Here is a 25,694-nt window from a genome sequence, read left to right as displayed (position 1 = left end):
CCTAGACTGACCGCATGCCGCTGTCCGAGCTCTCGAGCACCGCGCAGGATTACCTCAAGGTGATCTGGACGGCCACAGAATGGGCGCCCGGCCCCGTCACCGTGACGCTCCTCGCGGGCCGCATGGGTGTCAGCAAGGCGACCGCGAGCGACACGGTGCGCCGGCTCGTCGAGGCGGGCATGCTCGTGCACGAGCCCTACCGTGGGGTCGAGCTGAGCGAGCTCGGCCGCGAGCACGCCGTCGGCATGGTGCGCCGCCACCGCATCCTCGAGACCTTCCTCGTTGAATCCCTCGGCTACGGCTGGGACGAGGTGCACGACGAGGCCGAGTCCCTCGAGCACGCCGTCTCCGACACGCTCATCGACCGCATCGACGCCATGCTCGGCCACCCGGCCCGCGACCCGCACGGCGACCCGATCCCGACGAGGGACGGCCTGCCGCACCTGCCTCATGCGATTTTGCTGACGGATGCCCCGGCCGGCGTCCCCCTCACGGTCGAGCGCATCTCCGATGCCGACCCGGAGGTGCTCCGCGCGCTCGCGTCGCGCGGCATCCGCCCCGGCACGACGCTCACCCTCCCCCTCGACCTCGCTCCGGAAGAATCCGCCGCCATCCGCGTCTCGGTCACATCGCCCAGCCTCGGAAGTCAATAGGGCCAGTATCTCGGCCGATTCAATCGTCGTCTCACTGGTCTACGTCATCGTCCGTGACACATCGACCGTGGCGACCCAGGTCAGCTTTGACCAGATTCATACTCCAACAAGCCTGCCGCCTCGAGTTCATCGAGAAGTTCAACAATCCATTCGGCAACCTTCTTTCGACTCCGCGTCAACAGCGACCAGACCCGGAGACGAACGCTCCACGAGACCACCACGACGAAGCAATTCAGGGACCACATCATCACGCATTGAAGGCTCCTGGACCGCGGCAACGCGATATACCAATCGCCCGGAACACCGAAGCACGCGATTTATATTGAAGGCCGCGTCCGCCTCTACGACGTCACCAAGCGCTAGATCGCACTTATAGAGAAGCTCATGCGCGAGGTCATCGACACGCTCAGCGCCGGCGTTCCCGCCCAACTGCCCGAGATCCGCACCGTCGGACGCACCCTGAAACAGCGCGCCGCGGACATCCTCGCGTTCTTCGACCGGCCCGGCACATCCAACGGCCCGACAGAGGCGATCAACGGCCGCCTCGAACACCTGCGCGGCTCCGCCCTCGGCTTCCGCAACCTCACCCACTACATCGCCCGATCCCTGCTCGAAACCGGCGGATTCAGACCCCACCTACACGCTCAATTCCGATGAGCCGGTAATGCGCTGCGATCTCTGCGGCTGAACCATCGCGAGTGCTCATGGCAATGGGGTTCTGTTTTGAAAATGGCTCAAGATGGCATTCCCGAATTCGTGTTGCACTGAGTAGCCCTGCCCCGAGAGCCAGCCTGTCACCGTTCCCGAAGCAGAGAAGGGGAAGCCGGGAACTAGTGCTACGCCCTCGCTCAGTGGCAGCTAGATGAGACGACTAACAGCTGGCGGCGTCGGATTCACAAACTCTTGCAGTTCGCCAGCTATATGTTCGAGCGAAAAAACTACCTCGTCCTCGTCACTATCTTGAACGCGATAGACCTGTCCCTCACTATCCGCTATCGCCGCTAGAAGAACTGCCGCCGTTGAGCGGTCTAGAATTAGCTGGATCGCTTTCCGTGGACTAAATGTGGATACGCCAAAGCTAACTCCATGCTCGTTCAGGAGGGCAACAACTTCGTCGGCCTTACTTCGCGATAGCCCGGGAACGGCGACAATCCAAGAAGGATCAGACCAATACGATGGGAGCCCAGCGCCTTGTTCACTACTCATGGCCCTATCCAATTCAATTTGTCATCATACGTGCCCAAACGCTCCGCTTTGCCAAAGCCATCCGGGCTACTAGCCATCTTCCATACGCCACCAGAGTGGCTGTCGACATCGGGCGATATGAAGTTCTTGCCATTTGAGTATATTGGTTGCCCGTGCGAAGTTCCGCGAACCTTTGCATAGCCAAGTTCCTTTGCCGCCGCAGTTGCCTGAGGCGTTGTCATTCGCTGTGGATCGACAGGGCAGTTGTGCACGAGAATCGCTGCAGAGCCAGCGCCGGCCAAGACTTCCGGCGTTAGTTGCACGTAGAAGTCGTGGTCGCCTTGGACGGTGAGGTCCCACATGTCGGCGGTGCCGGGGACGGCGTGGGTGCTTGCAACGGTCGCCGTGGTTCCGTCGTCGGTGCGCAGCCGGTCTCCCGGGGCGAGGTGGTTCGCGAGCGTCCACGCCTTCTTCGTCTGATCCCAGAACAGATGTTTCGCGGTGGCATGGACGGTCGACGCATGCCCCTGCGCGTCTTTGACGTTGACGTCCATGAGGTCGTCGTCGTGGTTGACCCAGATCTTCTGCACGGTTCGCGCGCTGGTTTTCCCGGTCTGCGGATCCGTCGCCTCGACCTTCATCCCCGGAGTGACCTGATCAATCGCGACCACGGCGCCGGAGGCCAGCACCACCTGCGTGTCAGGCGTGAACGACTCCCCGCCACACGCGGCGGCCGCTTCCTCCTCTTCGGCGGCATCCGCCTCGTCCTGGGTCAACGTCTCCTCGGCGGCAGCGAATTCACTGCCCTCCTCGGCGGCTTGCTCCCCCTCAGCTTCAGCGAAATCCGTGCACGTCTCGCTTGTATCTGGGAACATCGCGCATGCGGTGAGAGCCGCGTCCCAGGCCGTCAAACCCGTGGCCGCAAGCCCTGCGGCATAGGCCGCCGCCTGGTCGGCGCGGAGCTTCTGGATCTCCGCAGAACTAAGCGGATGCGGCGGAAGCTCCGGCGTCGGCGTGGGATGAGCCCCGTAGCCACTCGCCGCGGACTTCTTCGTCGGCGCTGGCCCGTCCCAGGACTCGTATCCGTTCGCCTTGACCTGCGCGCTGGCCTGCTTGTAGGTCGCGCTGGGCGCGGTTGCGGAGCCGTGGCTGGTGCCGCAGTTGGTGAGATGGGTGAGAACGCCGCCAGGCTCGAGGCATTCGCCGGAGGGGTCGGTGTCGGTGACGGGGTTGTTGCCGGCGTACGCGTACGCGTTGCGGGACGCGAAGCTGTCCACACTCAGGAGTGGGTCGGCGGTGGTGAACGATCCGGTGGTCGGGTCATACAGGCGGGCGCCGATCTGGGTGAGGCCGGTGAGGGTGGAGGCGGAGTCGTCGAGGTATCCGCGATCCGAGGACCACGCCGCGGTGGTGCCGCGGGGGTTTCCGAACGGGTCCGTGTACCGGTTCGTGACGGCGCCGGTGGCCGCGTTCACTTCCAGGTCCGGCGTGCCGTCCACATCGGATCCGACCCAGTACAGGGTCGACCCGGTCACGCCGGCTGCGGTGTCCCGCTCAGCCAGGACCACCGAGCCCGCCGAATACGTCCGCGACCCCGTCACCGTCGAAGAACCCGGCGCCACATGCAGCTCCGTGTCCCCGAGGAACACCGTCGTGCCCGCTGTCGGGTCGGACTCCAAAAGCAGGGCGCCATCCGCGTCGTAGACCCGGTCCTGCGTCGAGGCGCCCGCCGTCAGGCTGGAGGTCTGCCCCTGCGCGTCATACGCCGCCGTCACACCCCCGAACTGGGTCGCATTCCCCGCCTGGTCATAGGCGAACCACTCCGTCGTCGTCGCCCCAGCCTGAGCGGTCGAGACCTGCGAAACCGCATCAGCATCACAAGATCATCAAGGAGCAGATGGGGCAACGGATGCCTGACGATCAAGGCACCCGCTGCCGCGCACCGCAGTCCCGAACTACATCCTCAGCCCACTCCCCGGGCGCGAATCGGGACGTGCCCCAGGCCAGCGGCCACTCACGCTTGTTCGCTGATTCCGAGCCAGGTCCGGGCCTCATCAAGGTCGAATACCAACCGCCCCGCATCCGGCGGGAACTTCGCCGGAGAATGCTCGACTAGGTAAGCCTCGCCCGAATAAAAAGACTCATCGAAGACACGCAGCCCAAGCGCACGACAATACTCATCAAGCATCTCGGTGGTGAAACGTTCACGCACGCGCCGACTGCCATATGCGGCCGGATCCTCGAAGGGCTGCTGCTCACCCGACAGCGTGAAATGCCAACAGGCACCATCCTGCACGAGCCCGATCCCGCGAATGTTATTCAACAGGTTCCCCGCCTCGGGTCCGAACAACTGGAACTGCGTGGCCGCCCACATCCCTGACGCTCCAAGACCCGTGCCATGCGACTCATTCGGAATACTCGTGATCGCCACGGTGCGAGTTCTCAAGGAGTCCGAGAGGTAGCCGAGCGGTGACACCTGGTCGCTGCCCCTCACCGAGCACCCAAACCGTGCCGTCCAAGCCGGGTCGGCCGTCCCAGCAAAGAGCTCCCTAGGCTGGACTCTCAAGGTGAGAGGGAGCAACGCTCTCAGACGATCAGGCAAGCCATCACCGAGCCGAGACACCTTCACAGGAGGGTTCAGCGAACTACGCCGCTCCCTGACGAATTGCACTACTTCCCGGACCGGCCGGTTTATGAACCCAGTGGTCCAAGTAATCGGGTCGAAAGCCCCATCAAGCAGCTGCAACGGCACGCGAACGATCATTTCATGGTGTGCAGACCCACCAGCCCGCTGGGGTCGTTGGCCAGGATCCGCGGCCGGTAGAGGAGTTCCGCGCCCCCGATGAAGCAAGAAACGGCCTACTCGAAGACGCCGACCACCGCTCGGCGCACCTCTTCAATATGGCCCGTTGCAGCCTGGGCTTCGCAGACAGACTCCAACGCGGCTTGAAGCGCGTCCGAGCCCAGAGCAAATCCGACAGTTGCAGCTGCTCTCGCGCGGCGAAATGCCTCAAGATAGTCGGCTTCGCTCAACTGTCCCACTTCAACGCCCGCCTGACACTCCCAAGCCTTTTCATCCAGCGCCGCGGTCAACCTGTTCACACCCTCATAGACCGACGAATCAACCGGAGTCCCCTCACGCAGGCATTGAAGAGTTGATGGATTCTTTCACTTAGCACCGAAGTACTTTGCCACGTCGTAATTAGCGATCATATTTGCAACGTCACGTGGGGACTTGCCGTAATGATTCTGGTGCTGAGGATCCGCGCCGAGTTCCAACAGAACTTCGACGGCCGAACCGGGTACTCCGCGATATTCCATTACGGCCACAAAAAGAGGTGAATTGCCAAACTTGTTTTCCGCCTCGATATTTGCTCCAGCCGCAACTAGAGCCCTCACAACGGCCGGACTCGTAGATTGAGCTGCAAAGTGTAGTGGGGTAAAACCAAACGAGTCCGCATCGGCGACGCTAAGCCCGGATCGGATTAATTCGCGTACTCGTTGCACATCACCGGATGCCGCCGCGTAATGCAGCGCGCTTCTCCCGCTCCTATCACTCATCGTGCTCACCTTGGTAGTTCGTAGATATGACTTCTGTTACTTGAAGGATTCTCGATCTGGTAATGATCCGGATTGTTTTCATACTCGATCACGTCCCGCCGGGACCAACCCGAGCCCCGAGCGATCTGCTGTGTCCTCCACCATTCGTAGCCTGGGACGTGGCCATAATCGAAAGGCCCTTCTTTGGGAACTGGCTCGCCCGTGTTGGGGTCGATGTAGTCGCCGGATGCCGTCTTCGGTGCGTTGCCTTGAATGGCCAATTTGGTGCTGTTTCTGAGCTTAACGCGGGTCGCAGCAGGGTCAGAAAGATCCTCATCGACCGTGAGATCTTCTTCTAGTTTCTGGGCGTCGTCGAAGAACTCATCTCCGGCATCGTCGTCGGCCCCATCGGATTCGATGGCGGTGGAGACGTCAATGGCGCCGCCGAGCGCGAACAGCCCTGCCACGCCGAGCTGCTTGCCGAACTCGACGGATTGCTTCTCCTCAGTCTCCGCCCGCGCTTGCTGGCTACCGGCGTACATGCAAGCGAAGTCGCAGGCATGCTTCTTCGGCGCCGCGAAACTACGGATGTATTTCTGTCCGGCCGATGTCGCCTTCTCGTACGCCGCCTGCTGAGCATGGGCGATCACCGTGCCGCTAAGCGCAGTGATGCCATGCCCGCCAGCACAATTCGTTCGGAAGCTGAGCGCATCCCCAACCTCCAGGCACTCCCCGGATGGGTCCGTGTTCGTCACCGGGGAGTTGCCCGCGTACGCATACGCGTTCCGCGACGCGAAACTGTCCGCCGTCAACAGCGGATCCGCAGTCGTGAACGACCCGGTCTGCGGGTTGTAGAGGCGAGCGCCCACTTGGGTGAGCCCAGTCAGGGCAGAGGCGGAGTCGTTCAGGAATCCACGATCCGAGGACCACGTCGGCGCGGTGCCGCGGGGGTTTCCGAAGGGATCCGTGTACCGGTTCGTGACGGCGCCTGTGGCCGCGTTCACTTCCAGATCCGGGGTACCGTCCACGTCCGAGCCGACCCAGTACAGGCTCGACCCTGACACCCCAGCTACCGTGTCCCGCTCGGCCAGAACCACCGAGCCCGCCGTGTAGGTGCGCGAGCCCGTGGCCGCCGTGGATCCAGGAGCGACATTCAGCTCCGTATCCCCGAGGAAGACCGTGGTACCGGCCGTTGGGTCGGACTCCAACAGGAGGGCGCCATCCGCGTCGTAGACACGATCCTGCGTCGAGGCGCCCACCGTGAGACTCGCCGTCTGCCCCTGCGCGTTATACGCCGCCGTCACGCTCCCGAGCCGGGTCGCGTCCCCCGCCTGGTCATAGGCGAACGACTCCGTCGTCGTCGCACCCGCCTGAGTGGTCGAGACTTGCGAAACCGCATGCGGCTGCGCCGCTCCGGCGGCGGGGTAGCTGTACGTCGAGACCGCGTCGGTCCCACCTGCGTTGGTGGTGTGCTGGGTGGCAGTCAGCCGGTTCCCGGTCGCCTGGTCATATGTGAACGACTCCCAATACGGGGCGGGGCCGCCCAGCGCCGCCGAGGACGGCGCGGTCGCACAGTTCCCACTGGAGGGGGTCCACGCGGCGGTGAGTTCCTCAAGCGGGTCGTAGCTGTAGCACTGCGCATCCGTCGAGGACGGCGTCGTATTCGTCGCACTGAGCACCTGCCCGGCGTTGTCCCGCCCATACACCCGAGACGACACCTGCGCGGGAGTGGTGCTGCCCGCGGTGCGGTCGCCGATCCCGAGGATCAGCCCCGTGCCCTGGTCGTAGGAAATCGCGGTGCGCAGGTAGGTGGTCCCGGAGTCGCGGTCATAACCCACCGGCTGCCCGATCCCCGAACGATCGATGACGGAGTACAGCTGGGACCCGGTGACACTGGCCAGCTGCCCTTCGGTGTCGTACGCGTTCCGGATCGTCTCGGCCGGCAAGCCCCCCTCAGCCGGATCCGCCTGGCCGGCCGAGGTGCCGTCGACGTTGTACCCGTACACGGTCGTGTAGCTGGTGCCGCCGAGCGCCGGGGCACCGGTCGGGATCGCGATCGTGTTGGACAGGGGGGTGTAGAAGGTGCTGTACGAGCCGATCGTGTCGGTGTAGGCGATGCCCGGGGTTCCTGCGGTGGAGCCGACGTAGCTGGCGGAGGAGGTCAACTGCCCCTTCTTCAGCGTGTCATAGGTCCAGGAATCCAGCTCGATGCCACCGCTGCCGGTGGTCGTGCCCTGGTATTCGGCGGTCTTGCGCTGATCGGCGTCGTAGGTGTATGAGACCGTCTGGCCGCGTCCGTCCGTGCTGGACAGCAGGTCGCCTGCATCGTCATAGCTGCTCGTCGTCGTGCCCGTGTCCGGATCAGTCGCACTCGTCTGGTGGCCCAGCAGGTCGTAGGTCCAGCTCCAAGCGTTGCCGGCCGCGTCGACCATGTGTGCCATCTGTCCGGCAGGGTCGTAGCTGTAGCTGGTGGTCTCGTGCGCGGCAGCGCCGCCTGGGGTGGCGGCGAGCCAGTCGGTGAGGCTGGTCTGCTCGCCGAGCGAGTTAGTGTAGCTGCTAGTGGGGGTGCCTCCGGCCGGCGGAGTCGTGTCAGTTCGGTCCGCGCCGATGTAGCTGTAGTCGGTCTCGTAACGCTTCGTCCCGTTGGAGTCGAGCTCAGTAGCGGCGGTGCGGCCCGCGCCGTCGTAATGGGTGAGCGTCTCGGAGGAGATCTGCTCCTCGCTCGACGGTACGAACAGCTTGGTCGACGGTGCCGCCTGAGTGGTCGGGTAGGCGTTGTTGACCATGTTGACGCGCCCGGCGGCGTCGTAGCCGGTGTCCGTCATGATCGCGCCGCCGTAGCCGCTGGATTGGGTTTGCACGACTCGGCCGAGTCCGTCGAAGAGCTGGGCGTTCACGTCCAGCCCGGACGCCGTGAGCGTCTGAGTCGTGATCGTCGAGGGCCCGGTCTGCGATTCGGTGTACGCGTAGCTGGCGTTCGCGGTCTTGCCGCCGAACTGGGACTCGTTGGGGAGCCACACCGCAGTACGGCGTCCGAGAGCGTCGTAGGTGGCGGTCGTGAGCTGCCCGTTGAGGTCGGTGACGGAGGTTTCCACACCCCATGCCGGGTTGTAGGCGGTGGTGGTGGCCCAGCCGAGCGCGTTCGTGACCTTCTCGCTGGTGACCGGGCCACGCGCAGAAGGCGTGTAGGCGGTCGTCGTCGTGTGGCCGAGCACATCGGTTGTGGCGGTCGGGCGGCCGAGGGCGTCGTAGCTGGTCGTACTGTTGGTGACCCAGTGGGCGGTGGCCGCGGTGGTGCCGCTGTAGCTGTCGACTTCCTGCGTAGCGGTCAGATGCCCCTTGCTGGGGGCCGCCGCGGCCGTGGTCGCGGGCGTTGCCGGAACCGTCGCACCGTCGTAGTAGTCGACGGTGTCGGAGATCGCGTCTGCCGGGTAGATCGCGGTCGCAGCGCTTGCGCAGGGCACGGCGAGTTCGGTGACGCGCTGGGTGGCGCCGATGATCCAGGCCGTCGTGTTGGGCTGCGTGTAGCCGGTGGTGGTGCAGGTGGTGCCGGCGTCGCTGGTGGCCTTCTGGCTGCTGGTGACGAGCCCATAGGTGTCGTCGTAGCTGTTCGTGACGGTGGTCGTACGGCTGCCGCCGGTGGACACGGGCTCGGTGGTGACGTCTGTTCCGTCTGCGACGAAGCGCGCGGTATTGGTGCCGTCGTTCGCTTTCACGGTGGATACCCACGGGGTCGAGATGGTGTCACTCAACGTTGCGCCGCCGGAGCCGTTCAGCATCTTCTCCTCGCGCAGCTGGCCAGTGAGCCACAAGGAGTCGGGAATGGTGGCGGAGCCGGTGACATCGACGGACTTCGTACCGCCACTGGTGCCGGCACGGTCGCCGTCCATGCCTTGGTAGAAGGTGTAGTCGGTGGTCTGTTGCAAGGTGGGAGCATTGTGGTCCCCGACGCGAACTTGAACAGTGTTGTAGCCGGCGTAGACGTTCCAGGTGCGCTGGTCGGCCGGGATCAGCGGGGATGTGCTGTACCGCCACGCGGGCGAGCCCGTGTAGTCGTAGTTCGTCTCGATCGGCTGGTCATAGCCCCCGCCAGTCCGCGGGTCATCGACGGTGGAAGCGACGACGTACTTGAAGAACAGGTCGAGTTTCGGGGTCGTGTATGGGAGCACGCCTGGTGACCAGTATTCGGGATAGCACAGCAGGGTATTGGTCGCCGCGTTGGCTTCGATGTTGGCGGCATTAGCGGGAGTACAGCCCGAGGACGTGGTGTAGTTGACGCTCAGGATCTCGCCAAGGTTGGTCTGGAGAGAGGTAATCCGGTATTTCTCCAGAGGTGCCAGACCGTCGAGAGCCCAGACTCGGTTCTGCATCGGAGCACCAGCGAACACGGTGGCCGGCTCTGCGAGCGTGCTCGAGCCGCTGTAGCCCGTGTGCACGACCTTCGCCAGCCACAGCGCCGCGTTGGTGCCGTCGCCGGGGCTGGGGAAGGTGTGGGCCAACGCCCACGAATCGACGTTCGCGTAGCTGCTGCCGCCGAAGACCTGGGTGGTGACGGTCGACAGCATCGAAGTGGAGAAGAACGTCGGGGATTTCAGCCCCGTGCACGCTCCAGAGGCACAGTTCTGATCGAACGGCACGTCCGGGTAGTTCGCCGGCGTGGCCGGAGTCGCGATCTGCCCAGAGGCGCCCTCGGCCGTGCAGCCGCTGCTGGCGACGCAGCGGCCGTTGGCGCCATAGCTGAAGACGACCCTGTCGCTGGCCGCGTTGGTGGCGTACGGGGCGTTGCCGGTGATGCCGTAGTCGATATGGTCGAGCTCCCCACCGCGCGTGTACGAGACGGCGGCCGTGCCATTCTGCGAGTAGTGGTTGGTCTGCGCGTCGTAATACAGCGCCTCCGCGTTGCCGTCGGGGTCGACGACGTAATCGAGGTTCCACCGCCATGCCTGGACGCAGGAGGAGGCAGCGAATGTGGAGGCGTGGCATGGCTCCCCCGCGTCGTTGCCGTAGACCGGAACCGTCCACGCGGAGTTCGTAGCCGCCTTGCCGGACGCCCAGCCGGGAAGCTCGTTCATCCCGAAGAAGTACTGGGTGCCATCGGTGGTCGTCACCTTCCAGCAGTCATCGTCATAGGTGCCGTTGGCAGCGCCGCACCCGGCGGACGCGCCGACGAGGTGCTGGATGCGCGAGCCGTCGTCAGATTGCAGCACCCAGGCGCCGGTCGCCGCATCCTTCACCAGCTGGCCGGAGTGGCCACCGAAGGAGATCGTGGCATTGTCGGACTGCCAGCACAGGTCGCCCGAGGTGGTCACGGGGCCGCCAGCACCGTGATCGTCTGAGCACGGTGTGTAGCTGCGCTCGATGAACCCGCCGCCGGACAGGGTCCACCCTTCCCCTACCGAGTCCGGCTGGTTGTTGGTGGAACCGCTCTCCCCATCCACGGCCTGCGAGTCGTAATTCAGGGCGAGCTGCGGGGACGGGCCGGCCGCTGCCGGCGGGGTGCGCAGCGGATAGGACCAGGAGAAGTCGCCGGTCTGCGTCGAGACGTTCCAACTGTCGGAGGGCTTCAGCGGCGTGGCGGTGAAATTGCCCGTGCCAGTGGACGATATGGGTGCTGCGACAGCAGCCACCAGCATCGGGGTGGCTGAGATCGTCGCGGTCAATGTGGTCGCGTTCGCCGACGTCCGCTGGCCGACCGGCTGCGCGGAAGTCGTTGCGGCAGGTGAAGACGCCTGTGAAGTGGAGTCGCCGGCTGGGATCTCCACCCATTTCGTGCGCGCGGCATAGTCCGCGCCGTAGAGACCCTCAAGGGTTGCGGCCGGAACGGACACGGCCACCTCGGCTGACGCAGCGGACATGTCCGCACGCTGCAACTCGAGAACCAGCCCCTGGAGCCCGTGCTTCTTGGCCTCGGCGGAGCTGAGCACGGTGGTCTTGATTGCCGCAACGCTGGTCGCAGTCGAGCTCGCCGAAGCGACGGGGGCCAGCTTGATGCCGCCCGTCTTCAGCTCCTCCCATTTCCCGGTCAATACGCCCGGGTGGCCGTTCGGGAGAGTGACCTTCTGCGTGCTGGTGCTGCGGGGCACCCGCACGGTTTGCTCGACCGATGAGCGCAGCTGCATTGCAGCGACGTGCTGCCCGGCCGACGTCCCGCGTCCTGTGGACGAGGTGATCGGGCCGGCGAGCTTGCCCGTCACTCGATGCTCGTTGTTGTGGATCGTGTTGGCCGCCGCCGGGGCCGCTGTCGCGGGGAGAGCGGTGAATCCGGCTCCGAGAAGCGCCGCAACGGCCACGCTGAACAGCCCTGTACGGGCAATCTTGGATGTGATCAAGCTCATAATCGGGTCCTTGACGGCGCTGCGTGAGGGTCTAGGAGATCGGACCGAGGTTGTACAGCTGGGTCAGCTGCGCGCTGTCGATGACGCCCGGGAAGACGACCGGGTTCATGATCAGCCCGTCCCACTGGTTGACAGCGGCGCTGGCGCTGATTGCACTGCCGATCAGGATCGGCCCGTTGCCGGAAACGTCACCCGAAGGGACTGTGTAGGCGGCCACTCCCGCACCGTTCAAACTGGCGCCGGCGTGGATTGAGAGCTGGTGGTTCGCCGCATCCCAAATGCCGACGGCGAGTGTCCATGTGTGGAGGGGAAGGTTCGAGCCATACGTTGCGCAGGTCGTTGCAGCGGTGCCGCTCTGCGTGCGCAGGCATATGCGAAGCGGGCCGCCGGTGCCGGTGCTTGCGCTGCCGCCGGCTGCTTCCTGGAAGTAGAAGGCGGAGTTCACCGGGCCCGATTCCGACATGATCGTGTGGTAGATCGTCCCGCCGCTGTTCTGCTCGGGATACACCCATGCCGCGACGGTGAAGCTCTTCGTCGTGTCCACGGCTTGGGCTGCCGTAGCGTCCACTCCCGCGGCGGAGACGTAGCCGAGTGTGCTCTCCGCGCTTTGGCCCTCGCAGGTGGAGGAAGTTGAGTCGAAGTGCTCCCCGCCGCTCGCCATCCGGCAGCGGTGCAGAGCCACCGCGGTATCGCCGGCAGGAACATTAGCGGCTGCCGTCCAGAGGTACCCAAGCGCGACCTCGCTGTAGCCGCTTTGTCCCTCGCAGGTCGCCGACAGGGTGGTCATATGGTCGGAGTTGGACAGATCGCACTCATAGAGCTCCTGCGTGCCGGCGGGTGGCGCCTGGTCAAGAGCGCCGATCTCTCCGAGATCAAGCTCATGGTGATAGCCGGACGGGGCCGCCCCTTCAACTGCGCTCTCATGGTCGGTCCCGTTGTTGATGCGCTCGAGAACGGAGTAACCGGGGAGGTTGAGTGCGGTGACTTGTGTGGCCAGAGGGTCGTCGGGGTCGGCGCCGGGCGCGGGGACAGTGGTCAGCCCGAGCCCGGATTCAAGGGCGAGGTCCTGCTCATCGCTGGTGTTCGTATCCGGCACGGTCGTAGTCGAGGACACCCCGCCGCTGGTAATCCATTGATGCCCGCTCGTCGCGCTCACACCAGGGTCCGGGTTGATCTGTTTGTCACCGGGTATCTGCCAGTACCCAGTGGTGGTCTTGGTCCCAGCGATCGAGACGTTTCCCGCCTGGTCGATGGCCGCCACCCACAGCACTGCGTCGGTGTCCGTCGGCGCCGTGTCCAACGTGATGGAGGTGCCCGATGCGCATGCGAACCCGTATTTCCCCTGGAACGACGGACACGTAGGCAACGCTCCAGTGGCATACGAAGCCGCCGCAGGCACCGGCGTTGTCACGGGATCTGAGACCGGGCCACCCCACCAATACTCAAGCTCTTTGACGTGATCGCCGGAGACGAAGGACGCGGTGAACGCCGTGGCCGTGCCGACTTGGAACGCTGTCGCGGTGGTCGTCACCACCGGCCAGGCCGGTGCGTTGTTGTCTACTCCGAAGTAGCAGGTCCCTGACGCAACGCTGCTGTCAATGCTGTCGTTGGCGACGACGTGCCAGCTGTACACAGTGCCGTTAGTCAGGGTCCCTTGGGGCACCGTTGCCCTGCTCAGTCCGGCCGTAGAAGAGGCAGCTGTGGGGGCACCCTTCGCTAACGAGCCCGGATACGTCTTACCGCCCACAGTGAAGGTGGCGCTGAGGTTGGAGCTACTGTCCGGGTCGCTCAAAGACGCCTCCAGCGTCAGCGATTGCGCACTGTTGTTCACCCACACCGGCGCCGTCGAAGTCCCGCAACCTCGCACCGGTGCCGTCATCTTCAGATAGGCGGGCGCGTTCGGCTTCGTGTCGTACGTCACCGACAAGGACGCGTTCAATGCCCAGTGCTTGCGGTCCGACAGATTCGACTCGTCCGTGGCCTTGAGCGCGAACTCGGTATTGGCCTGCGAGTTGTTCGCGACCCACGCCATGGAGGTAGTCACGTCCTGCGTGTTGCTTCCCGAGACCGGCGTGAACGTCGTGTGCAGATGCGCCCACACGTTCGCCGTCGCATTCTCCTGGTTCCAGGTCGCCCCGGGAGTCAGCACGGGGCTCTGGATCTGGTAGAGGCCGACCGTGTCGGTCGTGCTCCAGGTCTCAGTCTCCGTTTCCGTCAGATGCGCTCCCGTTACGGTCTTTCCGGCCAGCGCGCTCGTTGGGAACTGCCAAAACGCCCGGGATAGATACGAGATCCCGCTCTGCACTGCGGCGCCGGTCCCCAGCCAGCTGGCATTCTGGTTCCCATTCAGGTACGACTGATTCGGATACGCCTTGTCGTCGTACCAGTGGTTGTTGTCTCCCGACGACCATGCCGGGTCAACGAACACTGGGTAATCGACACTCGCATCAGCGCCGATCGCGGAGACATCCAGCGTTTCCCGCGTCGCGGACACCGTGTGAGCGACCGGCTCAGGTTCGCCGGCGCCCGGGCCCGCCGGCCCCGCACCTTCAGCCGAAGAATCCCACCACAACGGCTCCTGAGCCTCGATCTGCGACCCGGAGGCCATTGTCGCAACCGTCGAATTCACACTGTCCTGACTCAGCGTCGCATCCTGGACACCAAGCTCGAGCGCTTGCAACCGCGGATCTGCCGCAGCCTGTGCCGAGTGCACCTCGAAGACCTCCGACATGCCCGACGGAGTCGCGCCAAGAATCAGATCGACCCCCGGGAACACCGACGCGTACGTCGCCGTCGAACCCGACACGCTCGGCACCGGCAACACCCCGTCCGGCCACGTCTGCGCCGCCCAGGAACCATCCGGCGCCTGGATCCGCGCCATCACGTCCGAGCCTCCTGCCGCGAGCTCCACCCCAGACGGCACTGCAGACGGCGTCCACAGCCCATCCGCCGCAATCACGAGCGAGGTATCCACCGGTCGCCAGGCACCATTCACAAGCACACGCTGCGGAACGGAATCCGAGACCAGCTGCATCTGCCCATCCGGTAGCGCCAGCACCTCCGTCGTCGGCGAGGACTCGCCAACGACGCCGACTGGGTGGCCGAATGCGGCCGCCACGGCCGACGCGTCTGCTTCGGAGGCGGCCCAATCCGCGTCCGCGACAGCAGCGGGCTCCGAGGCGGAGGCCACCGAGGCGGCCAACGCCTTGGACATCGGGCTCGCAGCGGCGCTTCCCGCCGCCAACAGGGCAAAGACGGCCACGCAAGCCACTACATATCGACGACGCATCTCGCACCCCATGTCCGTGCTACGGCCAAGACATACAAGACGCTATGGGCCAACCTAGACGAGCGACATAGGAGCGGGGTCCCATCTTTTCCGGGCAACACGGCCCCCAAGCGAGGGCATTGCTGGTTACCCCGTCGCGCTCATAGCATCCGCTCAAGCATTCATGAGGGGAACTGCAAGCAGAATGACCGACGGCCCGCTCCCAGTCACCCCTGCGCACAACGATGATGCAGCCCGGTCACTCGCACAGGCGTACACAGCTCGGCTCGCCTCCGTCACAAAAGCGGGTCGCACGTCGGCTGCCCGGCGCCTTGCGCGCCGACTCGCGTTGCTCACCCTCGCCGTGGCGGTGGCGTTGCTGGACGGTTCCGCCGCACCCGCGATCGACGTCGATGACTTCGCCGACGCCTTCGCAGCGGGCGGCGGCACAGCCGAAGAGGTCGTGCAGGCGGCATCGATTCTTTTCGGTCTCGCAGTCGCGCACATCGGTCTCACACGCGCGAACGCCGACAAGGCGATCGCCTCTGCCGTCAACCGTGCGATCCTCACCTGGCTGACCCCGACAATGGTCGCGTTCGGCCGCCGACGACCTGCGATCACCCCTTCGGCCGCATCGAGCGATGAAGCGCCCCCACCTCGCTTGACGCGACGCGAGAGAGAGGTGCTGACGGTCCTATCCAAGTCTCCGAATTCCGCTGCCGCCTGCGCAGAACTGACGATCTCGGCTCATACGCTCCGGCACCATATCAGCCACCTGTGCGAGAAGCTCAAGGCGCGGAACCGCTTCGAGCTGCTTCTGATAGCCCAGCGGCACGGGCTCGTCTGAAATCGGCATTCCGAATCACTGGAACGCCGCGATCCCCGTGATCTTCTCCCCCAGCACCAGAGTGTGCACCTCGTCGGTGCCCTCGTAGGTCCGCACCGACTCGAGGTTGGCGGCGTGCCGCAGCGGCGAGTAGTCGAGAGTGATCCCGTTACCGCCGAGCACGCTCCGCGCCGCCCGCGCGATGTCGATCGCGATGCGCGCGTTGTTGAGCTTGGCGAGTGAGATCATCTGCGGCTCCAGCTTCCCGGCATCCTTCAGCCGCCCCAGTCGCAGCGCGACGAGCTGCGCCTTCTGGATCTCGAGCACCATCTCGACGAGCTTCTGCTGCGTGAGCTGGAATCCGGCGATCGGACGCCCGAACTGCTCGCGCCCGAGCGCGTAGCCGAGGGCCGCCTCGAAGCTGTCGCGCGCCGCGCCGACCGCGCCCCACGCGATGCCGTAGCGCGCCTCGTTCAGGCACGAGAACGGCCCGCGCAGCCCCCGCGCGTCGGGCAGCACCGCGTCCGCCGGCAGCCGCACGTCGTCGAGCGCGATATCGCATTGAACGGATGCCCGCATCGACAACTTCTGCGTGATCGGGGTCGCGACGAATCCCGGGGTCGGGGTCGGCACGAGGAATCCGCGCACGCCCTCGTCGGTCCGGGCCCAGATCACGGCGACGTCCGCGATCGACGCCAGCCCGATCCAGCGCTTCGCACCGTTCAGCACCCACTCGCCGCCCTCGAGGCCGGCGGTCGTGCGCATGCTCGCGGGGTCGGAGCCGGCCGTCGGCTCGGTCAGGCCGAAGCATCCGATCGCCTCGCCCTTCGCCATGCGCGGCAGCCAGTGCTGCTTCTGCTCGTCGGATCCGAACTTCGAGATCGCCGACATCGCGAGCGAGCCCTGCACCGACACGAAGGTGCGGATGCCCGAGTCGCCCGCCTCCAGCTCCTGCATCGCCAGACCGTAGTCGACGGCCGAGCGCCCCGCGCAACCGTATCCCTCGAGGTGCATGCCGAGCAGCCCGAGCTCGGCGAGCTCCGGCACGAGCTCTACCGGGAACCGCGCCGCGTCGAACCACTCCGCGATGTTCGGCCGGACGCGCCGATCGACGAACTCGCGCACCACAGCGCGCAGCTCGCGCTCGCTCTCGCTGAGCTCGTCGTCGAGCTTGAGGATGTCTGCGGCGGCGGCGAGCGCGGCGGGCAGGGTGGTCATCACGGGCACTCCTTCGTGTCGTTCGCCTTCGAGTCTGCCCGCTCGTTGAGGAACCGCGCAGCGGTGTCTCGAAACGAGCAGTCAGCCCGCGAAGGCGAGCACCACCAGCACGACGTTCAGCACGACGATGGCCGCCGCGACGAACATGGCGACGATGCGGGTCTGCACGGCATCCGCCTCGTCCCCCATCACCGCGCGCGAGCCGGTCAGCCTGATCAGCGGGATGATCGCGAACGGGATGCCGATCGACAGCACCACCTGGCTGATGACGAGCGCCCAGGTGGGGTCGACGCCGATCGCGAGCACGACGATCGCCGGGATCAGTGTCACTGCGCGGCGCAGCAGCAGGGGAATGCGCACCTTGAGCAGCGCCCCCATCACGACGGCGCCCGCGTAGGAGCCGACCGACGACGAGGCGAAGCCCGAGGCGAGCAGCCCGATCGCGAACACGACGCCGATCGCGGGTCCGAGCGCCTGCACGATCGCCGCGTGCGCCCCGGGAATCGTGTCGGTGCCCGGCACCCCGCGCAGCGCGTCCGCGGCGAGCACGAGCATCGCGATGTTGACGACGCCCGCGATGACGAGCGCCGAGACCACATCGACCCGGTTGGCCGCGAGCAGCGCGCGCCGGTGCTTCTGCGACTTGTCGGTGCGGTGCCGGTCGCGCGAGAGCGCCGAGTGGAGATATACCGCGTGCGGCATGACCGTCGCGCCGAGCATGGATGCCGCAAGCAGCACCGTGTCGCTGCCCTCGAAGCGCGGCACGAGTCCGCCCGCGAAGCCCGGCCAGTCGATCGGCGAGACCACGGCGCCGGCGACGAATCCGACCGCGATGACCGCGAGCAGCGCCATCACGGCGAACTCGAAGCGGCGCTGGCTGCGCGTCTGCACGGCAAGCAAGGCGATCGATGCGACGCCCACGATGACCCCGCCGACGACGAGCGGCACGCCGAACAGCAGGTTGAGGGCGATCGCGCCGCCGAGCACCTCGGCGAGGTCGGTGGCCGCCGAGACGATCTCGGCCTGCGCCCAGAATGCGAGCCGCGCGGGCCGGCCGAGGCGCTCGGCGAGCAGCTCGGGCAGGCTCTTCCCGGTGACGATGCCGAGCTTCGACGAGAGGTACTGAACGAGCATCGCCGAGGCGTTCGCGAGCACGAGCACCCACAGCAGCAGGAATCCGTAGCGCGCCCCCGCCGTCAGGTTCGCGGCGACGTTGCCGGGGTCGACGTACGCGATCGACGCGACGAACGCCGGGCCGAGCAGGGCGAGGCGGCGCACCCATGGCGGGCGTGAGCGAGCGGCAGGGCGAACGGATGCCTCGCGTTGGCCCTCCGCGTCGATCGCCACCGTCGCCTCCCCAAAAAGTTAGGACAGTCTAACTCTGGGGAAGCGTCAGCTCGTTCTGCTGGGTGTAGAGCCACGTGTAGATCCCGCGAACTGCCCCCTTCCCGCAGGCGCCGCAGCGCTGCGGCTCAGAGCGCGATCTGCAGGCTGAGGGGATCCGTTCGAACCTCGTCGAGGGCGCGCTGCACGGCGCCGAGCACGACGACGTCGCCGCCGAGCTCGGATGCCGCGACGATGGGCAGCGGGGGGTAGAAGTTCTCGGCGAGGTTGCGCTGCGCCGAGGCGATGATCGGTCCTGCCGCCGCCGCGATCGCCCCGGCGACGACGACGCGCTCGACATCGAGCAGGCTCACGAGGATCTCGGCGATCTGCGCGAGGCGCTCGCCGAGGCGCTCGACGATGCGGGTCGCCACCGGGTCATTCTCGGATGCCGCCGACAGGACGTCCTCGGCGGTGAGCTGCTCAGGCGCAGTGGCCGCGAGCGGGCTCTTCGGCTTCACCTTCCCGCTTCGGGCCGCCTCGCGGCCCCACTCCCGCGCGAGCTGCCCCAGTCCGTCGGCGCTGCCGACCGCGTCGACAAGGTTGAGCAGGCGCAGCTCGCCCGCGCCGCCGTGACGGCCGCGCAGCAGGTGCCCGTCGACCATGATCCCGGCGCCGAACCGCTCGCCAGAGAGCAGCACGGCGAAGGACTCCGCCTCGCCGCCCAGCCGGGACTGCTCGGCAAGCACGGCGAGGTTCGCGTCGTTCTCGACGACGATGCGTCCATAGCCGTCGAGGCGCTTCGCGAGCTGCGGGTTCATGAGCCGCCAGAAGCCGTCGCCGTCGGGCGATGCGCCGCTCGCGTCGACCGGGGCGGGGATGCCGACCACCGTCACGATCGGCAGGCCGCCGTCGGCATCCGCGATCGCGGCGTCGAGCGTCTTGCGGATGACCGCGAGCCGACGCCCCGCCGTCTGCGCTCCGAATCGCCCCTCCGCGCGCCCGCGCACCGCACCGCTGAGGTCTGTGACGAGCGCGACCACGTGGTGCTCGCCCGCGTCGAGTGCGGCGACGAGCGCGGCGTCGACGCGCAGGCGATAGCGGCGCGCCGGCCGGCCCTTGCTGTAGGTGCCTGCGGCACGGGCATCCTCGACCTCCACGAGCCAGCCTCGTGTTGTGAGCTCTGCGCACACTCCGAGCGCGGTGGACCGGGTCAGCCCCGTCGCTGCGATGACCTCGCTCGCGTCGAAGACCTCGTGCCCGAACGCGAAGTCGAGCACGGATTCCACGTTGATCCGCCGCAGCAGCTGGGGCGACGTCGCAGCTCGCTCCGAGGGCGAGGTTGACGGCGCGGGGGTCATGGCCACAGAATACTCACGGCATTAGATTTAGATTGTAAATCTAATGCGTGGATCTTCTCGCGACGACGCGGGACCTCGAAGGAGACAACGACGTGCATCCCCCCACGCCCCGCAACGGCCTGAGCAGGCGAGCCTTTCTCGCCGGCGTCGGCGCCGCGGGCACCACCCTCGCCCTCGCCGGCTGCGGCGCAGTCGGTCGCTCGACGCGGCCGACGACGATCAGCTTCTACGTGTCGAAGCCCGAGGTCATCGGCTACTTCCAGAGGCTCGCGAACCGCTACAACCGCAGCCAGTCGAAGGTGCGCGTCGTGCTCGACTCGACCTCGAACATGTCGGCGGACTTCGTGCGGAACCAGCCGCCGGACCTCGGTTGCTGGAACTACAACTTCTCCATGGTCGAGTTCGTCGAGCACGGCGCGCTGACCGACCTGAGCGATACGGCCGAGGCGAAGTCGATCAACCCGAAGCTGTGGACGCTGCTCGACCAGACCGCGAAGTACCCGGGTCGCATCAGCGCCGTCCCGTACTCCGTCATGGCGGCATCCGTCATCTACAACACGGCGATCTTCGCCCAGCACGGCATCCAGGTTCCGACGACGTGGACCGAGCTCACGGCGGCGTGCGAGAAGCTGCTGGCCGCGGGCGTCACGCCCTTCTACAACACCTACCGCGACACCTGGACAATCGCTCAGGGCATGTTCGACTACACGATCGGCGGCATGGTCGACGTGAAGTCGTTCTTCGCCGAGCTGAGCCGCGAGGGCACCCGCGTGGGGAAATCGTCGAGGGCGTCGTTCGAGAAGGACTTCGCGGCGCCGATGCAGCGCATGGCGCAGCTGGCCGAGTACTCGAACAAGGATGCCGCGAGCCGCGGCTACGGCGACGGCAACCTCGCCTTCGCCAAGGGCAAGGCGGCGATGTACCTGCAGGGCCCGTGGGCGCTAGGCGAGATCGCCAAGTCGAACGCGCACCTCGACCTCGGCACTTTCCCCCTGCCCGTCACCGACGACCCGAACGACCTCAAGGTGCGCGTGAACGTCGACCTCGCCCTGTGGATCCCCGAGGCGTCGAAGAAGCAGGACGCGGCGCGCGACTTCATGTCGTGGCTCATGACACCCGCCGTCATCGACACGTACAACGCCGACAACAACGGCTTCGGCGTGCGCGCCGACGCGCCGCCGATGAAGAACCCCGCGCTCGCCGGAATGCAGAAGTACTACGACGACGGCGCGTTCTACCTCGGTGCATCCCAGCTCATCCCCGCCTCCATCCCCGTCGCCAACTACGCCCAGGCGATGGCACTCGGCGCGAGCCCCGCCTCCCAGTTGCGCACGCTCGACGCCGACTGGGCCCGACTGGCGCTGCGTTCCGCCTGACCCACGTCGATTCGAAGAAGAAAGACGACACATGGCCATCACCTCCCTGCACACGCCAGGCGAGTCCCGCTCCGCGCACCATCGCCGACTGGATCCGGTCTTCCATCTGTTCCTCTGGCCGACGGTCGCGCTCTTCACGCTCGCGATCACCGTTCCGGCCGTCATGGGCATCGTGCTGAGCTTCACGAACTCGGTCGGCTTCGGCGAGTTCCGGTTCACGGGGCTGACGAACTACATCGCCGTGTTCTCGGATCCGGCGATCCTGCACGCCTATGGCTTCACGCTCTGGTTCTCGCTCGTCACCGTCGTGCTGGTGAATCTCATCGCCTTCCTGCTCGCGATCGCACTGACCGCGAAGATCCGGGCGCGGGTCCCCCTGCGGGCGATCTTCGTGATCCCGATGGTGATCTCGGGCATCGTCATCGCCTACGTGTTCAGCTACCTGTTCGCCAACAGCCTGCCGGCGGCGGCGAGCGCGCTCGGCTTCGCACCGCTCGAGCAGAGCATCCTCGCGAACCCGAGCCTCGCCTGGCTCGCCATCGTGGTCGTCACCGCGTGGCAGTCGATCCCCTCGGCGCTGCTCATCTACATCGCCGGCGTGCTGTCGATCCCCTCGGATGTCTACGAGGCGGCGGCGCTCGACGGCGCGAGCCCCTGGCGTCAGCTGCGCTCCATCACCGTGCCGCTGACCGCGGGCTACATCGTGATCAACGTGATCATCGGGTTCAAGAACTTCATGAACACCTACGACATCATCCTGGGCCTCACGAACGGCGGCCCGGGCACGGCGACCACCAGCGTCGCGATGTCGATCTTCAGCGGATTCACCAACGGCGACTACTCGTACCAGATGGCCAACGCCACCATCTTCTTCATCATCGCGGTCGTGATCGCTCTGCTGCAGCTGCGCGCGACCCGAGGAAGGACCGCGTTCTGATGACCACTCAGCTGACCGTCCGGCAGCCGGAATCCGTCGTCGCGGCGGGCGCACCCCGCACCGCCGGCCGCACCGGCGCGGCGCGCCGGCGCACGAACTGGCCCCTCACGATCGTCCTCGCCGTGTGCTCGCTCACGGTGCTGATACCGCTCTATGTCACGCTCAGCATGGCGTTCAAGACCACGGCGCAGTCGGTCGACGGGAACGCCTTCTCGCTGCCGCACCCGTTCAGCGTCTCGGGCTTCGTGCAGGCCTGGCAGCTCACCGACTTCCCGCGCAGCTTCGCGATCTCGGTGTTCATCGCCGCGGTCGCCGTCGCGGGGACCATCCTGCTGAGCTCCTTCGCCGCCTACGCGATCTCGCACAACTGGCAGCGCCGCGCCTTCCGCTGGGCGTTCTTCTACCTGCTGGCGGCGATGTTCCTGCCCTTCCCGGTCGTCGCGCTCTCGCAGGTGAAGCTCACCGGCATGGTGCACCTCGACAACCCGATCGGCGTCGCGATCCTGCACGTGATGTTCCAGCTCGCCTTCAGCGTCATGCTGTTCACCGCGTTCCTGCGCTCGATCCCGGCCGAGCTGGAGGAGAGCGCGCGCATCGACGGCGCGAGCACCACCCAGGTGTTCTGGCGGCTGATCTTCCCGCTGCTCGCGCCGATGAGCGCGACGGTCGGCATCTTCGCCTTCCTCGCCTCGTGGAACGACTACGTGATGCCGTCGCTCATCACCTCGAACCCTGCGCTGCAGACCCTGCCGGTGCTGCAGCAGATGTTCCAGACGCAGTTCAGCAACAACTACAACGTGTCCTTCGCCTCGTACCTGATGGCGATGGCCCCGTCGATCCTCGTCTATCTGTTCACGCAGCGGTGGGTCATGTCGGGCCTCACCCAGGGCGCCATCAAGTAGACCGATCACCCCTTCGACAAGGAGAGTCACCCGCACATGACCGACGTCCTCGAGACCGCCCAGACCGCAGACCAGAGCAGCGCAGAGAGCTGGTGGCGGCAGGCCGCCGTCTACCAGATCTACCCGCGCTCGTTCGCTGACACGAACGGCGACGGCATCGGCGATCTGGCCGGCATCACCTCTCGCCTGCCGTATCTGAAGCGGCTGGGGGTGGACGCCGTGTGGCTCAGCCCCTTCTACCCCTCCGAGCTCGCCGACGGCGGCTATGACGTCGCCGACTACCGGAACGTCGACCCGCGCCTGGGCACGCTCGAGGACTTCGATCGGATGTCTGAGGCGCTGCACCGCGCAGGCATCCGTCTCATCGTCGACATCGTGCCCAATCACACCTCTGATCAGCACGTGTGGTTCCAGGAGGCGCTGGCGTCGCCGAAGGGCTCGGCCGCGCGGGCGCGCTACATCTTCCGCGACGGGAAGGGCGAGAACGGCGAGCTGCCCCCCTCGGACTGGACCTCGGCCTTCGGCGGCCCGGCCTGGCAGCCCGTCGGCGACGGCCAGTGGTACTTCCACTTCTTCGCCACCGAGCAGCCCGATCTCAACTGGGACAACCCCGAGGTCCGCGAGGACTTCCTCACGACCCTGCGGTTCTGGTCCGATCGCGGCGTCGACGGCTTCCGCATCGACGTCGCCCACGGCCTCGCCAAGAAGCTGCCTGCCGAGCTGCCGAGCCAGGCCGAGCTCGACGCGCTGCCGAAGGACGGCCAGCACCCGCTGTGGGACCGCGACGACGTGCATGACATCTACGCCGAGTGGCGCCGTGTGTTCAACGAGTACACGCCGGCCCGCACCGCGGTCGCCGAGGCGTGGGTGGCCGCCGATCGCCGGGCGCGGTACGCGAGCCCCGATGGGCTCGGCCAGGCGTTCAACTTCGACCTGCTTGAGGCCGACTTCGACGCCGCCCAGTTCAGGCGCATCATCGCCTTCAACCTCGAGCTGGCCCGCGAGTCGGGATCGTCGACGACCTGGGTGCTCTCGAACCACGACGTGGTGCGGCACGCCACCCGCTACGGCCTCCCGCCGCGCGGCGCGTCGACCGTCAAGCAGGGCGCGGAGTGGCTGCTCTCGGGCGGCACCGCGCCGCAGGTGGACGCTGAGCTCGGGCTGCGCCGCGCCCGCGCGGCCACCCTGCTCGAGCTCGCGCTGCCCGGCTCCGCCTACCTCTACCAGGGCGAGGAGCTCGGGCTGCCCGAGGTCGCCGACATTCCCGCGGCCGAGCGGCAGGACCCCGCCTTCTTCCGCAACCCGGGCGTTGACATCGGCCGTGACGGATGCCGCGTGCCGCTGCCCTGGGCCACCGGCGGCGATTCCTTCGGCTTCGGCGCAGGCGGCGCACACCTGCCGCAGCCCGCATGGTTCGCCGACTTCTCGGTCGAGGCCGAGGAGCGCGATACGGATTCCACGCTGAATCTCTACCGACGCGCGCTCGAGTTGCGCAGCGAACTCGAGACAGAGGAGAGGCTGGAGTGGATCGAGACCGGTCGGGGTGACGTGCTCGCGTTCCGCCGGCCGAACGGCTGGATCAGCATCACCAATTTCGGCGACGAGGCCGCCTCGCTCCCGGAAGGGGAGGTGCTGCTGTCCAGCACGTCGCTCGACGACGGACTGCTGCCTCCGGCCGTGACGGCCTGGCTGCGCGCGTGACACGAGGAGAAGCTATGAGCATCAAGATCATCCACGTCGGACTCGGCGGCTGGGGCGGGAACTGGGCGGTCAACGCCATTCCCGCCGTCGCCGAGGTCGAGGTGGCGGCCATCGCCGACCCGAATCCGGCGACCCTCACGTCCGTTCGAACGAAGCTCGGCCTGCCCGCAGCGCAGGCGTTCCCGAGTCTGACCGCGGCACTCGAGGCGGTCGAGGCCGAGGCCGTCGTCATCACCGCGCCCGCCGTGACGCACGTGCCGCTCGCGCTCGAGGCGCTCGAGGCGGGCAAGCACGTGCTCGTCGAGAAGCCGTTCGCGAACACGGCGGAAGAGGCGGCGACCGCAGCGCGCAGGGCCGAGGAGCTCGGGCTCGTGCTGCAGGTGAGCCAGAACTACCGCAACTATCCCGCCCCGCGGGCGGTGCAGCGGATGCTTCAGGAGCACGCGATCGGCGAGCTGGCTGCCATCAGCATCGACTTCCGGAAATGGGACAACGACCTCGCCTTCGAGGAACACCCGCACTACAGGTTCCCGCACCCGATGATCAACGACATGGCGATCCACCACTTCGATCTGCTGCGTAAGATCACGGGCGAGGAAGCCGTGCGGGTCTACACGAAGGTGAAGGACCCCTCTTTCAGCAAGTACCTCGAGGAGGCATCCGCCGTCATCACCATCGAACTGCAGAGCGGACTCGTCGTCAGCTATCGCGGCAGCTGGGTGAGCCGCGGCGCGCCGACCGCGTGGGCGGGTGACTGGCACATCGCGGGCGAGGACGGCGAGATCTCCTTCACGAGCCGCGGCGGCCCCGACGACGACCCCGGCGCCGCCGACGTCGTCACGCTGCGCCGCCCCGGCGGCGAGGCCGAGCCCGTCGAGCTCGCGACGCAGGACCTGTTCGGTCGCGCGGCCGGCCTGCGGCTGTTCGCCGACGCGATCGCGAACGGCACCACGCCCGAGACGGTCGGCACGGCCAACCTCGGCAGCCTGGCGCTCATGGAGGCGGCGGCGCGTTCGGCGGCATCCGGTCGCGTCGAAGACGTGCGCCTGCCCTGACCGCCGCAGATCTG

17 protein-coding genes and 1 pseudogene are annotated in these 25,694 nt (G+C 66.5%); 8 read left to right on the top strand and 10 right to left on the bottom strand.

Translation table 11 applies throughout. The annotated features are described in order from the left end of the window. Positions 1–14: 14 nt before the first annotated feature. A complete protein-coding gene (locus ABD708_RS08880) occupies positions 15–653 on the top strand; it encodes a metal-dependent transcriptional regulator (protein ID WP_344753514.1) in 639 nt (212 codons plus the stop codon). A 138-nt stretch (positions 654–791) separates the two neighbouring features. Here ABD708_RS08880 and ABD708_RS19460 read toward each other — a convergent pair whose 3' ends face one another. After that, complete coding sequence (locus ABD708_RS19460; RefSeq protein ID WP_425553268.1) at positions 792–1,082, bottom strand: DUF4265 domain-containing protein; 291 nt, start codon at positions 1,080–1,082, stop codon at positions 792–794. Between ABD708_RS19460 and ABD708_RS08875 the strand changes: the two are divergent. Further along, positions 1,038–1,310, top strand: a pseudogene (locus tag ABD708_RS08875) (transposase); the annotation flags it as partial. The gene ABD708_RS19460 and the pseudogene ABD708_RS08875 overlap by 45 nt on opposite strands. Before the next feature lie 545 nt (positions 1,311–1,855). On the opposite strand, the gene ABD708_RS08870 reads toward ABD708_RS08875, so the two are convergent. The 6 genes from ABD708_RS08870 to ABD708_RS08845 all read right to left on the bottom strand — a co-directional run bounded on the left by ABD708_RS08870 (position 1,856) and on the right by ABD708_RS08845 (position 14,975). Continuing rightward, on the bottom strand, positions 1,856–3,613 hold the full coding sequence (locus ABD708_RS08870) for a toxin C-terminal domain-containing protein (protein ID WP_344753512.1): 1,758 nt from the start codon (positions 3,611–3,613) through the stop codon (positions 1,856–1,858). A gap of 239 nt (positions 3,614–3,852) precedes the next feature. Next, entirely contained in the window at positions 3,853–4,269 is a 417-nt protein-coding gene (locus ABD708_RS08865; protein ID WP_344753510.1) for a hypothetical protein, read from the bottom strand. 428 nt (positions 4,270–4,697) lie between these two features. Continuing rightward, positions 4,698–4,931 carry a hypothetical protein gene (locus ABD708_RS08860; RefSeq protein ID WP_344753508.1) on the bottom strand — a complete coding sequence of 78 codons (234 nt, stop codon included), beginning with the start codon at positions 4,929–4,931 and terminating at the stop codon, positions 4,698–4,700. Positions 4,932–5,006: 75 nt separating this feature from the next. Continuing rightward, positions 5,007–5,399, bottom strand: a complete 393-nt coding sequence (locus tag ABD708_RS08855) for an ankyrin repeat domain-containing protein (protein ID WP_344753506.1) — start codon at positions 5,397–5,399, stop codon at positions 5,007–5,009. Between the two features lie 5 nt (positions 5,400–5,404). Beyond that, complete coding sequence (locus ABD708_RS08850) at positions 5,405–11,713, bottom strand: GH-E family nuclease (protein ID WP_344753504.1); 6,309 nt, start codon at positions 11,711–11,713, stop codon at positions 5,405–5,407. 31 nt (positions 11,714–11,744) lie between these two features. Beyond that, positions 11,745–14,975, bottom strand: coding sequence for a LamG-like jellyroll fold domain-containing protein (locus ABD708_RS08845; RefSeq protein WP_344753502.1), 3,231 nt, complete (start codon positions 14,973–14,975; stop codon positions 11,745–11,747). A 355-nt stretch (positions 14,976–15,330) separates the two neighbouring features. On the opposite strand from ABD708_RS08845, the gene ABD708_RS08840 reads away from it, so the two are divergent. Next, positions 15,331–15,828, top strand: coding sequence for a helix-turn-helix transcriptional regulator (locus ABD708_RS08840; protein WP_344753500.1), 498 nt, complete (start codon positions 15,331–15,333; stop codon positions 15,826–15,828). Positions 15,829–15,843: 15 nt separating this feature from the next. Here the strand turns inward: ABD708_RS08840 and ABD708_RS08835 are convergent, their stop codons facing one another. The 3 genes from ABD708_RS08835 to ABD708_RS08825 all read right to left on the bottom strand — a co-directional run bounded on the left by ABD708_RS08835 (position 15,844) and on the right by ABD708_RS08825 (position 19,709). Further along, complete coding sequence (locus ABD708_RS08835; RefSeq protein ID WP_344753498.1) at positions 15,844–17,025, bottom strand: acyl-CoA dehydrogenase family protein; 1,182 nt, start codon at positions 17,023–17,025, stop codon at positions 15,844–15,846. Between the two features lie 81 nt (positions 17,026–17,106). Continuing rightward, a complete protein-coding gene (locus ABD708_RS08830; RefSeq protein WP_344753496.1) occupies positions 17,107–18,372 on the bottom strand; it encodes an Nramp family divalent metal transporter in 1,266 nt (421 codons plus the stop codon). Between the two features lie 125 nt (positions 18,373–18,497). After that, entirely contained in the window at positions 18,498–19,709 is a 1,212-nt protein-coding gene (locus ABD708_RS08825; protein WP_344753494.1) for an ROK family protein, read from the bottom strand. 47 nt (positions 19,710–19,756) lie between these two features. On the opposite strand from ABD708_RS08825, the gene ABD708_RS08820 reads away from it, so the two are divergent. From ABD708_RS08820 to ABD708_RS08800, 5 genes are read left to right on the top strand one after another with little or no spacing between them, the layout of a single operon-like run. Next, complete coding sequence (locus tag ABD708_RS08820) at positions 19,757–21,085, top strand: ABC transporter substrate-binding protein (RefSeq protein WP_344753492.1); 1,329 nt, start codon at positions 19,757–19,759, stop codon at positions 21,083–21,085. Positions 21,086–21,116: 31 nt separating this feature from the next. Further along, positions 21,117–22,022, top strand: coding sequence for a carbohydrate ABC transporter permease (locus ABD708_RS08815; RefSeq protein ID WP_344753490.1), 906 nt, complete (start codon positions 21,117–21,119; stop codon positions 22,020–22,022). After that, entirely contained in the window at positions 22,022–22,924 is a 903-nt protein-coding gene (locus tag ABD708_RS08810) for a carbohydrate ABC transporter permease (protein ID WP_344753488.1), read from the top strand. Before ABD708_RS08815 ends, ABD708_RS08810 begins: the two co-directional genes overlap by 1 nt. 36 nt (positions 22,925–22,960) lie before the next feature. Continuing rightward, entirely contained in the window at positions 22,961–24,625 is a 1,665-nt protein-coding gene (locus tag ABD708_RS08805) for a glycoside hydrolase family 13 protein (protein ID WP_344753486.1), read from the top strand. Between the two features lie 14 nt (positions 24,626–24,639). Next, positions 24,640–25,680, top strand: coding sequence for a Gfo/Idh/MocA family protein (locus ABD708_RS08800; protein WP_344753484.1), 1,041 nt, complete (start codon positions 24,640–24,642; stop codon positions 25,678–25,680). The last annotated feature ends 14 nt before the right edge of the window (positions 25,681–25,694 follow it).

The sequence above is a fragment of the Gryllotalpicola koreensis genome (assembly GCF_039538185.1).
Taxonomy (GTDB): Bacteria; Actinomycetota; Actinomycetes; order Actinomycetales; family Microbacteriaceae; genus Gryllotalpicola; species Gryllotalpicola koreensis.
This window is presented reverse-complemented; position numbering and strand designations above follow the sequence as displayed.